The following is a 12678-nucleotide window of genomic DNA, read 5'->3' as shown; positions in this document are numbered from 1 at the left end:
TAAAATTGTTAAAATCTCCTCATTGTGACCCTAGATACTACCGAATATAATAATAGAGTAGTGAGATAATTCAGTCTATTAAAAGAGATAAAAGCTGTAGCGGTAGCATAAAGCTGATGGGGGGGCGAAGAGATGCTGGAAAAAGTTAAAGGTGTAAAAGAGGAAGTCTATTCATATGCTGAAGTAGGTCAATTTTATATTGATAATAGATTAGGAAAGATAACAGGAATAGATTCCATTAAAAAATTTATTGACATTGGGATGAGTGAAATTATTAGTGAAAGCTATAGGATGATGAAGCAATTAAAAAGGTCACCTTATACTTTTCAAGAAGAAGTTTTCCATGAAATTTTAGCACCAGCGTTAGCAAGAGCCTCAAAAGGTTTTATGATGAAATCACCAATTAGAGTACACTGGGACAATTTAGATGAAGAGGTTGCTATAAATACCGATCAGATTTGGGCCGATTATAGATGCAGATATGGGGCATATAATTACTGCATTGAAGCTAATAAAAAAAGTATTTCTTATATAAAATGCAAACTTACAGATGAGGCTAAGGAAGAGTGGACTATGTCTTGTGAGAAGCTTGAGCAGATTAAAGAAAAGTTAGAAGCTCATGAAAAAAGGAGTATGGTGAGCATTACATTACAAGCCTTAAATGTCTATGTAAGTGCTATGGATGAGACTGGATTAAGATATGATTTAGAAGGTTTACGAAGAGTACAGAAAGAAGCAATTAAACAGATGGGACTAGAGTATGGAGTGAATTGGTCTTGTCTATGGGTATTGGATAGGGAGATAGTCCAAAGTATAGAGTATATACATGGTTTTGAAATGTATCCAGCTATATTATTTTTAGCAAGGGTTAATTAAAAATATAAATAAGTTAAAATACGCCTTAGCGAGATTAAATAGGTCTCGCTAAGGCGTATTTTAGTATTAGAATAATTTGCTGAGTAGACTAGGGTCTAGTGAAGTTGTAGGGTTGAAATCAGAAGAAAGACCATAATCAATAATTGATTTGGCAAAATGTCTGATTTCAATATGAGACCAAACTTCTTCAAGACGGCTAGTACAAACGAGCAGTTTACCGTTTAAGACATTGGCTTCATATAAGAGGCCTAGATTATGATTACGCTCAAAGTTATCAATCATTTGAACAATAGGACGCATTTGAGGTGTGACTGTATCGAGAATCTGGCAATCCGCATGAGTCACCATATTGTACCAGCAAGGCGTACTATAATATTGAGCTGGAAATTCCTTTAAAGCCGCATGGTCATTTTGGATGAGAAGACCCATTGTACCAATAGGGATAGGTTTGCCCACTGATTCGGAAATAGACCTAAACATTGGATAACACCAGAAGTCTGTACAATAAGTACCAGGGATACTAGCTGCTAAATGATTTTGTGGTAGAAGAAGTACACACTTACCTTGTTGTAAATTTTCCTTAGCTTCATCAAATGTGTGGACAATGTGGAGTGATTGACCGTTAGCGTGGATAACTTCTGTTAATTCAAAATCCAAATGTGGATAAAGCATAAGGTCATAGCTATTTGTAATGATATGAGAATCTACATCTATGGTGTTATTAGTATTATTAGTGTTTGCTAAGTGAGGCGGATTGATTAGTGTTAATGAAAAGGTAACAGGTGTTGGGACATTTACTTCTGGAAGACGGAAATCAACTTCACCTAAGGTGCAAAGACCATAGCTTTTATCAAGAACAGGAAGTATGCCTTCTGCCAAAACTTGAGTAGGCGTGGTAAGTTGCCATTTTACTTGATTGCTTTTAAGTGGCTTATCTCCATAATAAGCAAGATGTACTTTGCTATTAAAGAGTTCGCCTGCTTCATAAATATAATTGCCAAAATCACCTAATAAAACAGTATCGCAGCAGAAGTTACGCCACGCCTTATCTGAAATCAAACCTTTAGATTCCATGAAAGCATCTAAAATGCCTACAAGGGCAGTACCCTGGCCACTAAAGTCTTGTAAATCTAAAAGCTGGAACCCAGCTAAATGTTTGGTGCGAAGTGCTGTTTCGATTTCCTCTTTATAGCAACTTACAGCTAATTGACCAGATGCTTTAAAGTAATCTGGCGCTAAATCAAGAAGTCCTTTTTCAGTAAGGCGTTCACGAAAGACTTCGAAATTCTTGGCTTTAATAGAACCAGTATATTTTTGGATTTCATCAAAATTAGGGAAGGTTTCATATTGTCCAACCTCATGAGAAATGACAGGAATATGCGGAATGAGTGCATCATTGATTTCCGCCATAGAAACCTTTTTGACCCCTGTACCATATTGAATTTCTATACTTGTAGCATCACAGCTATTTGAATGCTCGTTCTTTAAATTGGAATCCGTAAGGGCAATGGTGTCAGAGATAGATTGATGTTGATTCAGATATTTAATGATTTCAGTGGGATAAATGGCTTCATCAAAATTGTAATGAGTACCAGGCGCCATGGTTTGCAAAATACCTTGAGGTGCATCACACATGGCATAAGATCCGCGGAAGAGGCGATCTCTACTAAATCGTACGCCACTGAAGAAATCATCATGTTCTAAGATACAAGGACAAAATTGAAAGTTATTAGAACCCTGTGTATAAAGATGACGAGAGTCAAGGGCTTTATATTTTCCCAAAATTGTATTTAAGATTTTTTGACTACCCCAGAGCTCATTGCCAAGAGACATCATCACAAAAGAAGGATGATTACCAAAGGTGCGAAGCATATTAAAGCCTTCTTTAATTAAGTAATCCTGTTCAGCTTGATTGTGATTTTCTTCGCCTTCCTCTGTAATCGTGCCCCAGAAAGGCAGTTCAGGCTGCATGTAAATCCCTAAACGGTCTGCTGCCTCAAAGGCCGCTTCTGGTGGACAGCAGGTATGAAAGCGATAATGATTAATGCCATAAGCTTTAGCGGTACTAAGTACATGAAGCCAAGTGGTAAGATCTGTAGGTGCAAAACCTGTAAGAGGAAAGATGAGTCCATCATGCTTACCGCGTAAGAAGGTAGGACGGCCATTGATGATAAATTTATCTTCTGAGCCTTTGAATTCACGAAGCCCAAAAGAGAGAGTATGCTGATCTAATAATTGTTCCCCTGAGAAGCATTTGAGTGAAAGTTTATAAAGGTTAGGATGATGTTCATCCCAGAGAAGTGCTTCTGCCCCTAAGGCATAAGTGATTTCAAATGCCTTGCCTTGGAGGGTATAAATCATAGGTTTGGCATGATGCGTAAAATCACTGTTGAAGCTACGTGCTTCCACAAGAAGATTAGTAGGGGCGCAGCTTTCTAATTTTCCTTTGATTGTAATAGTTTTATTGGCAACGTTAGGGAAAACCATAATGTCCTTTAAGAAACAGTCACTAAAAAAGCGTAGTTCAATCTTACCTGTGATTCCATTCCAGTTGGTCTGGGTATCTTCAGAAGTAAGGTGGCCGCCTTTAGTAGGATAATCAGTGTTATCCACGCAGATAGTAAGTGTATGTTTTCCTGGAGAAAGTGCATGGGTAACATCATAAAGATGAGGTGTACATAAACTATTTTGACACCCAATATATGTATCATCTATCCAAAGTTTAGTGATACGTGTACGTTCTAAGAAAAGGAAAATCTGCGAATTATTTGTGGCATCAGAAATAGTAAGCTCACGTCTAAACCATGCCCAGCCCAAGAAGGCATATTCATCTGTAAGGCTACCTGTTTTAATTTCTTCATTAATAGGGCCTTTTTGGGCATGTGAAGTGGTGTTAGGAAGTATAATTGTGTCCGAGAAATTCTGAGGCATCCCTTGTTTATTAGGGTCTAGAGCAAATTGCCATTCACCTTGTAAATCCATTAAATTAATCATAAATTCCTCCTATTTAAGTAGTGTATAGAATCAATCTATAGAGAAACCAACTAAAAACTTGAACTATACATATAGGTATATAGGTTTCTCTCAATGATTTCACATGACTAGAAACTGTGAATAACTAAAATTTATAAATGTGAAATCTATATATGAATGAAACAGTGAAATATAAAAAAGCGAGACATAAATTTAAGATTTGATATAAGTATAATATGCTTGTACATAAATAACTACGCTAATAAATAGATATAAAAGGTAGAAAATATATTTTTCAAGAAAAAGATAAAATAATAAAATAAATATTTGCAATTTGTAAAATTATATATATAATATAGATAATTATATATATAATAGATGGTTATCTATATTAAAGCGCTTTAAAGATTGAACATTAAAGGAGTCTAATATGATAATAGGAAAATGTTTGAAATGTAATGGGGAATTAAAGCATAGTGACCATTTAGTATTTGCCAAATGCACAGAATGTGGTGTTGAGGAAAAGACGTATATACAGTGTGAGAATGGTCATTATTATTGCAATACGTGTGCTTCTAAGAGTGTAATAAATAAACTGTATAAAATGGTTCCTCTTATAAGCCAAAAAAATCCTTGTGAGATAGCTGAAATGCTATTTGTTGAATGTGGTATATGTGGGAACTCACCACATCCCCTAACAACAGCAGCCTTTCTAATTGCCTATAAAAACTTAACTGGCAAGATAACTGATAATGATGTATATGAGGGAATAGATAGAGCACTCAAGATACCTGGTGGGTGGTGTGGTTACTATGGAAATTGCGGAGCAGCAGTAGGTTTAGGGGTAGCTTTTGCAATTATCAATAAGTCTACTCCTATGAGTGACGAAGAAAGAAACATTGCAAATATAGCTACAGCAGAAGGACTTTTAAGTGTAGCAGATCAGGGCGGGCCTAGATGTTGTACTGCATCAGTAAGGCGTGTTTTAGAGAAAAGTATTGAAGTAGCAAATACATATTTAAATGTAAGTTTTCCATTGTATGAACATGAGATGAAACCTTGTTGGCAAAGTAAATACAATGATGTATGTAGGCACAATAAGTGTAAATATTTTAAGGGAGTTTAGGAGGAAAAAAATGATTAATCAAGTACCAGAAATTAACGAGGCTTTTAATGAATTTAGTAAAAGAGTGTTTGAAACACAAGTATTAACTGAAAGGGAAAAGGGGTTGGTAGCATTAGCTACTGTGACGTCTTTCGAAGATGCTGATGCAGTTAAACAAGCCGTTATGAACGCAAAGCAACTTGATATATCAGTACAAGAAATTGGATGTGTTATGGCGATTGTTGCAGCTATGAAGGGGCAGAAGATAACAAAGTTATTAGAACAAGGTGGTAAAAGAAATGGGGGAAGATGTTGCTAAGACAAGATGTAGTATATAAAAAATCAGTAGTGATTGTTGTACAAACTCATTTAAGAGAAAGTGAAATTTCATTAATTCATAATATGGGATATCAGATTGTTTATATAAAACAAAATATAGATATGGATGAATTGATTGCAATAGATTTCCCATATGAAGTAGAGCAGTCAAATGTAGAAGAGGTAATAAATCTTACAAAACAACTATGTGAAAAATTTGATGTAAGACGTATTTTTACTCTTAATGAATATTATATACCAGTTGTCGCACAGCTAGCAGAGGAATGCCATATTAAATATTGGGGACTTAAATTAGAAGCAGCTGAAAATTGTAGGCATAAGATAAGAGCAAAAGAAAAATTTAAGGAGAATAATACGCCATCAGCAAAATATGTAGTTATAAAGTCTGTAAGGGAAGTATTATCAGTAATAAATCAAATTGAATTTCCAATAGTAGTAAAGCCTTCTAATGAATCAGGCAGCAAATCCGTTTTTATATGTAAAGATATGCAAGAATTAATCGATGCAGTAGAATGCATAGAACATACAGGTTCTAACTTCATAGGTCAAAAGTTAGACGAAGAGATTATAGTAGAAGAATATTTAGAAGGATTAGAGTATAGTGTAGAGTCTTATACTATAAATAATGTACATACTATTGTAGCGATTACGAGCAAGAAGACATTTGATTGTATAGAGATTGGACATATGGTTCCGGCTATATTAGATAAGACAGAACGAGAGGCTATTGAAACAATTACTAAAGCTGCATTAACTGCACTAGATATTGACTATGGTGTAACACATACAGAAATTAAGCTCACTATAGATGGGCCTAAAGTAATAGAGGTAAATGGAAGACCTGGAGGAGACCATATAGATGAACTTGTAAGAGCTGTAACAGGATTAGCTATGAGAGAAATAGCGTTAAGCATAGCTATGCGTGGTAATTTGGAGGATAATCAAGTTTACCCAATTTCAGCAAATTCAGCAGCAATTGCATATGCCATAGCAAATAAGAGTGGAGTTGTACAAATTAATGATAACGAAATATCCGAGAAGAATATAGAAGATGTAAGTCTAACCGTTGAAAATGGTGAGTATGTAGAACGAACAACTAATAACTTTAATAGATTAGGTTATGTTATAGCCTATGATGAGGAGAATGCTAGAAAGATAGCAGAAGAATACATAGAAAAACTTCAAATCCAGATTGTTTAAAGCTATTTTAAAGCTATATAGAAATGAGGGATACCAATGAAAAAGAACTTATCATTAGTTTGTATAGCAGTATTTATATTAGTCATAGGGACGGGAATAGTAGCACCACTATTAACTCCATATGCACAAACGCTAGGAGCCACGGGTGTAGAAGTTGGATTATTATTTAGTGGATTTTATTCAGTTAGAATATTAATGGGAACATATATAGGAAAACTAGCTGATAAAAAAGGACCTAAGGCTATATTAAGATATAGCTTGATATTATATCCGATTATAGCAGTACTTTATGTCTGCGCATCAAATTACATAGTGTTATTTATAGCACGACTATTTCATGGAATGGCATCCGCTATGATGTTACCTATGGTTATGGCCTATATAGGAAAAATAAGTCCAAAAGGACAAGAAAGTAAGTATATGGGAGTCTATAATACAGTAATATTTATTGCTAATGGTATAGGCCCTACAATTGGCGGACTAATTTCTAAGAATTATGGCTATCAAATGGCATTTTCATCTTTGTTGATAGTTTCATTAATTTCCCTAGTTATAGTAGGTTTTCTACCAACCACTCAACTAGATACTGAAGAAAAAGATGATAATAATTTAGTTGAAAGAAAAACAAAAAAATTTGTTAATAAAAAGCTTATTGGACTAGGAATTATTAATGTAATTAGTGCTATATTGTCAGTATTTACTGTTTCATTTTATGCTATGTTTTTAACTAAATTAGAGATGGATGTAACAGTGATTGGAATTTTATTGACTATTAATAATCTTATAATAGGTGGAAGTCAGGTTATAATAGCCACGATGGTAGAGCGTGTACAAAAGAAAAAATTAATTATAGTATCAGGTCTTGTGACATCTACTATAGTATTGCTATTAAGATTCACTGATAATTTTATAGGGATTGTTACTATGTTTGTTATATTGTCCATTGCATCAGCCGTCTTACTATGTGCATCATCAGCTCTAGCAACTATTATGGGGAGAGAAGAAGGTATGGGTGAGACAATGGGATTTTTAGGCTCTGCAACTAGCCTAGGCGCAGTCATAGGACCATTAGTTTTAGGTGCACTTGTAGATTATATAAATGTAGAATTTACATTTTATTTTGTAGTAGCTGTTTGGATTTTAGGTATAGGTACATTCGGCGTATTCTATAGAAGTGTTACAGAACAGGATGTTAATCAAGAGTATAGTATATAAATTTAATAGATATAAATGGAGGGATTAAGATGTCAGAGAATGAATGCTGTTGTTGTAGTGGAGAAAAGAAAAAGTTAGATAAAAAAAGCCAAACAATCAAGGATTTCTATAATTCAGCTGCTGAAGGAATGGGACCTTATACTAAGGATGTTGATAAATTTTCACCAAATGGTCCAACAGAAGAAATCGTTAAAATCCTTATGGGAAGTGATAAAAAGAGAATTCTTGATATTGGCTGTGGCATGGGGACAACATTAATGCGTATTGTGAATGAGTATACGCAAGGTGAGTTATTTATGGGTGTAGATTTTAGTGATAAGATGATTGAACGTGCTAAAGAAGGAAGTAAAACGTTACCATTAGAGATTAAGAAGAAAATAGGCTTTTTTGTGGCAGATGTTAATGAACTTCCTTATATGGATGAACAATTTGATTTTATTTATACAGAGTGTGTACTTAATTTAGTAAGAGACAGAGAAAAGGTTATGAGTGAAATAGAAAGAGTATTAGCACCAGGTGGAATATTTGTATATACAGATTTCATTTCACTTAAGCCAGTGCCAGAAGAAATTAGAGAAGATTTAGGACTAGTAAGTGGATGTAGAGCTGGAAGTATTACAATGGATGAAAATATGGAATATATGAAAAAACACTCTTTTAAAGATATTCAAACATATGATTATTCTTTTGAGAAGAATAGACGATATAAGGAACTTTTAGAAGATAACATAGAAGCACAAGAGCAAGTAAAACAATTTGAAGAAAAGAATCCATTTGCGGCTAAATTCTTAGAAGATGAAATAGGTTACTATGTAGTAACTGGAAGAAAAGCATAATACTTCATAAAAGGAGTGAAGACATTGGAAAGCTTAGTGTTCGTTGGATATTTTGGTGAGGTAATTAAGGCAAGTAAAAGGTACACTAACTTCTTTAAAATTCTTATTATAGAAACTAGTTTTAGCTGCGAGATGGAAGAGTTAAAAAGCTATTTTGATGATGTAATATTGGTAGAGGATTCAACTGACCCTGTAGAGATGTCAACCGTGATCGAAGAGATACAAAAAAACAATACTATTCATGCATTATATGCTAATCATGAATGGGTAGTGGAGGTATGTGGCTATCTAAGAGAAAAGTTTCATATACCAGGTTTAAAGGAAATGGTATGTAAGAAATCAAGGGATAAGTTCTTGATGAAAAAGGTTATGTCAGAAGCTGGTATCAAGACGGCAAATGTTGAATGCATTGAAAGTTTAGAGAGCATTAATAGATTTATTGAGAAAAATGAATATCCTGTAGTAATAAAGCCAAGAAATGGTGCAGCTACACAAAATACATTCCTTATTCATAATGAAGATGAATTACAAGAGGTAATTAACTTAGTAGATGTCAGTCAGAATTTTATTATAGAGTCATATATTAAAGGCGAAGAATATCATTGTGATTCCATTGTTATTAATGGAGAAGTTGTATTTTCCTCAGTATCTAAATATCTCGCAAACTGTATCCAAACAATTAAGGGACAAAAACCAGTAGCATCAATAACTTTCCCAAGTACATACGATGATAATGCGACTATAAGTAAGATAAAGAAGGTTAATGAGAAAGCTATTAGTGCATTAGGTGTAGAAACAAGTATATGCCATTTGGAAGTTTTCATTACAGAAGAAGATGAATGCATTTTTGGTGAAATCGCTACGCGTATTGGTGGAGGGGATCTTATTGGAAATACTATTAAATACGCATATGGTGTAAATTTATATGATGCATTTATAGAGATTCAGTGTACAGGAGAATTTCATAGAGAATCAGTAGATGGGCAGAAGTTTGTTGGTTTTGTGGCGTTACCTACAAAGGAAGGCAAAGTAGTAGAAATAGCAACAGAAGATGATTATAAGAACAAAGAAGATGTAAAAGAGGTAAGAATTTATAATCATGTAGGTGATTATATTGATGAGAACATAAATACTACTAAAAGAACAGGATATGTCATAGTAGAAGGAAAAGATTACAAAGAGGTAGCGCAAAAACTTATGCAAATATATGAAGAGTTTAAGTTAGTTGTGGAGATACCAAGGCCATCACTTTTCTCTATATATAATTAAGCAGGGAGAATGAGATTAGATAGGTGTAGGAGGTGAATTGAATGGAAGTTGTAATCAGGAATATGACTGAGTATGATTGGGAAGATGTTGCTAGAATCTATAAAGAAGGAATTGAAACCAATAAGGCAACGTTCCAAACATGTATACCAAGTTATGAACAATGGGACCAATCACATATAAGTAATTGTCGTTATGTTGCTATATATGATAATAAAGTTATTGGTTGGATTGCGCTATCAAATGTATCTAGTAGGTGTGTATATGCAGGCGTTGCGGAAGTGAGCATTTATATAGATGCAGATTATCAAAATAAGGAAGTAGGAACTAAGTTACTACAGCATATGATAGTACAATCAGAAGCGCATGGCATTTGGATGCTTCAGTCTGGTATTATGCAAGATAATGAAGCAAGTATTAGATTACATAAAAAATGTGGATTTAGAGAAGTTGGGTATCGAGAAATGATAGGCAAAGATAAAGATGGTAAATGGAGAAATACAGTACTTATGGAGAAAAGAAGTTCCTTAGAGAAGTACATGAATATATAAAGACCCAAAAGGAGCCGAATATGGATAGGAAAGAAACAGATATTGCATTAGTTTTCAAAGCTTTATCAGATGTTAATCGGTTAAAAATTATTAAGATTTTAGAAGGCGGCGAACAGTGTGCATGTCGTTTGTTGGATAAGTTTAATATTACACAACCCACATTATCGCATCATATGAAGATTCTCTGTGACTGTAAGTTAGTGAATAGTAGAAGAGAAGGTAAGTGGATGCATTACTCCTTAGACCAAGAGAGGTTAGGAGAGGTGAGTAGTTATATTAGCGGGACTAAAGGAGAAGAAAGTAAATGGATTTATAGAGATTATAATAAGGAGAGAAAGCAGATGGATGTATTAGATTTAATACAAAGTACTAAAATCAAGGCATTAAGAGGTGAAAAGATAGATAGGGAAACTATTATTAGATTATTAAGTATTAATCCAGAGACATCAGTATGTGAAGAACTTGGTAAAGCAGCTTATGAAGTGGCACAAGTTGTTACTAAAGGAGCAGCTTATTTATGGGGAGCTATGGGGGTAGATTATAAGCCTTGTGAGATGAATTGTGATTTTTGCTCATTAGGAGAAGCATGGGGACTTGTAAAGGCAAGTAGAGAATTTAGTGATGAAGAAATTATTGAGGAAGTAGCCGCATATGTAAGTGATGGCACAAGATGGATTGTATTAAGAACAACAGAGTTTTATAGTTTGGACATTTTAGGTGAGTTAATAAAGAAAATTAGAAAAGAAGTTGTGGGAGAGTATGAAATAGGATTAAATGTAGGTGAATTTGATGATGAAAAAGCATTGAAGCTACATGAAATAGGTGTTGATTTTATCTATCATTCATTAAGAATGGGAGAAGGGAAAGATACACGATTTGATCCTAAGGATAGATTAAATACACTACGTGCTATTAAGAATTCACCATTAAAGTTAGTATATTTGGTGGAACCTATAGGGGTAGAACATAGCAATGAAGAAATTGCAGATATATGTTTATCAGCTATTGAGCATAATGCGATAGTATCTGGTGCAATGGCGAGGATACCAGTAGAAGGAACGCCACTTGGTAAATACCCTCAAATTTCGGAGAAGAGATTGGCACAGATTATAGCCATTACAAGGTTAGCAGGAGGATATCATGTGCCTGATATCTGTGTACATCCAGCAAGTGAGTTAGCTATTAAATATGGGGCAAATGTAGCTGTTATTGAAACAGGATCAGTACCTAGACAAGGGTGTGATTGCTTTAAAAATAAATGGAATGAGTTTGATGCAGTAGTAGCTAAGGCTTGGTTTGAACGAAATGGGTATGAATTATGTCAAAAAGCTAGATAGAGGGAGAATGTATGAGAAAACGCATAGTTAAGATAATAACATTTTTTATGTGTAGTTGTTTAATTGTAGGTTGTAATGGGGAAGCAGAAACTATGCAAAATCATTCAACCAATATTAAAGTAGGAACATGGAAAACTGCACAAACTATCCAACCATTTTTTTATGATCAATATATGGATGAAAAGTATCAAGTGGAGGTGTTACCATTTACTAATCCCGGTGATCAAAAAACAGCGTTATTATCAGGAAGCTTAGATTTGTGCGGGACGACATTAGTAACAGCTATTACAGCAGCGGCTAATGGAGAACCTATTAAAATAGTAAGTAGCCTATGCAACAAATGTTCAGCCTTTGTAGTAGGAAACAATTCAGGGATAAATAGTGAAAGTGACTTAATTGGAAAGAAGATAGCCTATGTACCAGGTACAATGCATCATGCATTACTCTTAGATGTTTTAAAGCGAAATGGAATTAATGCAGATACAGATGTAGAGCTTAGACGTATCGACTTTTTTGATATGGGACAAGCTTTGGCAAATGGAACTATTGATGCATTTTGTAGTGGAGAACCATATCCGTCACAGGCAGTAAAAGAAGGGTATGGCAAGATTTTAAGTTATCCATATTTTGATGAAGGAATAAGTACTATAAATGGTGCAATGATTACAACAGAGGATATGATACAAAATAATCCAGAGAAAATACAAGAAATAGTTAATGCCCATGTAGAAGCAACTCAATATTTAAATAATAATAAAGAAATATGGTTACAAAAATCTACTGAATTTGGAACAGATAAGGATGTATTAGATATATCAGCAGAGAATATAGAATTATGTTGGGATATTGACCAGGAATATATTGAACATACTAAGAATCTAGCACAATATATGTTGGAGATGGGAATTATAGATAATCTCCCTGATATTGAGGAATTATTCGATTTAACATTTTTAGAGGAATCAAAGAAGGAATAGTAA

11 protein-coding genes are annotated in these 12678 nt (G+C 34.1%); 10 read left to right on the top strand and 1 reads right to left on the bottom strand.

What is annotated here, in order from left to right; translation table 11 throughout:
• The first annotated feature begins 132 nt into the window (after positions 1 to 132).
• Positions 133 to 876, top strand: a complete 744-nt coding sequence (locus AC1VAQ_RS08195) for a hypothetical protein (protein ID WP_302595747.1) — start codon at positions 133 to 135, stop codon at positions 874 to 876.
• A gap of 66 nt (positions 877 to 942) precedes the next feature.
• On the opposite strand, the gene AC1VAQ_RS08190 is transcribed toward AC1VAQ_RS08195, so the two are convergent.
• A complete protein-coding gene (locus tag AC1VAQ_RS08190) occupies positions 943 to 3870 on the bottom strand; it encodes a sugar-binding domain-containing protein (protein ID WP_302595745.1) in 2928 nt (975 codons plus the stop codon).
• 409 nt (positions 3871 to 4279) lie between these two features.
• On the opposite strand from AC1VAQ_RS08190, the gene AC1VAQ_RS08185 reads away from it, so the two are divergent.
• The 9 genes from AC1VAQ_RS08185 to AC1VAQ_RS08145 are packed head-to-tail and all read left to right on the top strand — an operon-like array spanning position 4280 to position 12675.
• Complete coding sequence (locus tag AC1VAQ_RS08185; protein WP_302595742.1) at positions 4280 to 4975, top strand: DUF5714 domain-containing protein; 696 nt, start codon at positions 4280 to 4282, stop codon at positions 4973 to 4975.
• Positions 4976 to 4985: 10 nt separating this feature from the next.
• Entirely contained in the window at positions 4986 to 5273 is a 288-nt protein-coding gene (locus AC1VAQ_RS08180) for a carboxymuconolactone decarboxylase family protein (protein ID WP_302595738.1), read from the top strand.
• Positions 5267 to 6493 carry an ATP-grasp domain-containing protein gene (locus tag AC1VAQ_RS08175; RefSeq protein WP_479903783.1) on the top strand — a complete coding sequence of 409 codons (1227 nt, stop codon included), beginning with the start codon at positions 5267 to 5269 and terminating at the stop codon, positions 6491 to 6493. The genes AC1VAQ_RS08180 and AC1VAQ_RS08175 overlap by 7 nt, the downstream gene beginning before the upstream one ends.
• A 36-nt stretch (positions 6494 to 6529) precedes the next feature.
• A complete protein-coding gene (locus AC1VAQ_RS08170; protein WP_302595734.1) occupies positions 6530 to 7708 on the top strand; it encodes an MFS transporter in 1179 nt (392 codons plus the stop codon).
• Between the two features lie 29 nt (positions 7709 to 7737).
• A complete protein-coding gene (gene arsM, locus AC1VAQ_RS08165) occupies positions 7738 to 8544 on the top strand; it encodes a putative arsinothricin biosynthesis methyltransferase ArsM (RefSeq protein ID WP_302595731.1) in 807 nt (268 codons plus the stop codon).
• Positions 8545 to 8568: 24 nt separating this feature from the next.
• Complete coding sequence (locus AC1VAQ_RS08160) at positions 8569 to 9813, top strand: ATP-grasp domain-containing protein (protein WP_302595729.1); 1245 nt, start codon at positions 8569 to 8571, stop codon at positions 9811 to 9813.
• A gap of 41 nt (positions 9814 to 9854) precedes the next feature.
• A complete protein-coding gene (locus AC1VAQ_RS08155; RefSeq protein ID WP_302595727.1) occupies positions 9855 to 10361 on the top strand; it encodes a GNAT family N-acetyltransferase in 507 nt (168 codons plus the stop codon).
• Between the two features lie 20 nt (positions 10362 to 10381).
• Positions 10382 to 11698 (top strand): metalloregulator ArsR/SmtB family transcription factor, encoded by a 1317-nt coding sequence (locus tag AC1VAQ_RS08150; protein WP_330697481.1) that lies wholly within the window; start codon positions 10382 to 10384, stop codon positions 11696 to 11698.
• Positions 11699 to 11709: 11 nt separating this feature from the next.
• Positions 11710 to 12675, top strand: coding sequence for an ABC transporter substrate-binding protein (locus AC1VAQ_RS08145; protein WP_302595724.1), 966 nt, complete (start codon positions 11710 to 11712; stop codon positions 12673 to 12675).
• Positions 12676 to 12678 lie beyond the last annotated feature (3 nt).

Source organism: Cellulosilyticum sp. (genome assembly GCF_982396655.1).
Note: the sequence above shows the minus strand (reverse complement) of the source record. Positions and strands in the feature narration are given on the sequence as shown.

Bases quoted from the DNA above. Each gene is read 5' to 3' on its own strand.
- AC1VAQ_RS08195 (WP_302595747.1), top strand. From the start codon at position 133: ATGCTGGAAAAAGTTAAAGGTGTAAAAGAGGAAGTCTATTCATATGCT.
- AC1VAQ_RS08190 (WP_302595745.1), bottom strand. From the start codon at position 3,870: ATGATTAATTTAATGGATTTACAAGGTGAATGGCAATTTGCTCTAGAC.
- AC1VAQ_RS08185 (WP_302595742.1), top strand. From the start codon at position 4,280: ATGATAATAGGAAAATGTTTGAAATGTAATGGGGAATTAAAGCATAGT.
- AC1VAQ_RS08180 (WP_302595738.1), top strand. From the start codon at position 4,986: ATGATTAATCAAGTACCAGAAATTAACGAGGCTTTTAATGAATTTAGT.
- AC1VAQ_RS08170 (WP_302595734.1), top strand. From the start codon at position 6,530: ATGAAAAAGAACTTATCATTAGTTTGTATAGCAGTATTTATATTAGTC.
- arsM (WP_302595731.1), top strand. From the start codon at position 7,738: ATGTCAGAGAATGAATGCTGTTGTTGTAGTGGAGAAAAGAAAAAGTTA.
- AC1VAQ_RS08155 (WP_302595727.1), top strand. From the start codon at position 9,855: ATGGAAGTTGTAATCAGGAATATGACTGAGTATGATTGGGAAGATGTT.
- AC1VAQ_RS08150 (WP_330697481.1), top strand. From the start codon at position 10,382: ATGGATAGGAAAGAAACAGATATTGCATTAGTTTTCAAAGCTTTATCA.
- AC1VAQ_RS08145 (WP_302595724.1), top strand. From the start codon at position 11,710: ATGAGAAAACGCATAGTTAAGATAATAACATTTTTTATGTGTAGTTGT.